Source organism: Variovorax sp. 01N429 (genome assembly GCF_056399425.1).
In genome coordinates, this window is the sequence record NZ_JBFTRG010000241.1 from 1 (window position 1) to 367 (window position 367).

Annotated in this window: 1 protein-coding gene; it reads right to left on the reverse strand. The window is 70.3% G+C overall.

All coding sequences use genetic code 11. The features are described from left to right. Positions 1 to 367: SDR family NAD(P)-dependent oxidoreductase (locus AC1DSF_RS31430; RefSeq protein WP_478184220.1), on the reverse strand; the 367-nt coding region annotated here is incomplete at both ends.

The window sequence follows — 367 nt, forward strand, 5'->3', positions numbered from 1 at the left end:
GGTCGTGGCATACGGCGCCCGCCCCGCGGAGCCGCGCGAGGAGATGGAGGAGATGTTGACGATGCGGCCCTCACCACGGTCGAGCATCCGCTTCCCGGCAGCCTGGAGAGCGGAGAACACCCCGTGCAGGTTCACGTCGACGACCGCGGACCACTCATCCCATGTGAGGTCCTCGATCCCGCGGTGCCGCTGGATGCCGGCGTTGTTCACGAGCACCTCGATGGGCCCGAGCTCCGCCTCGATCTCACCGAAGACCCGGTCGACCCCGGCATGGTCGGTGACGTCCAGCTCGCGCCACAGGATCCCGGCGGGGTTCTCGCCCGCGGTCAGCCCGGGGACACGGTCGGTCGCGACGACGAGGTAGCCG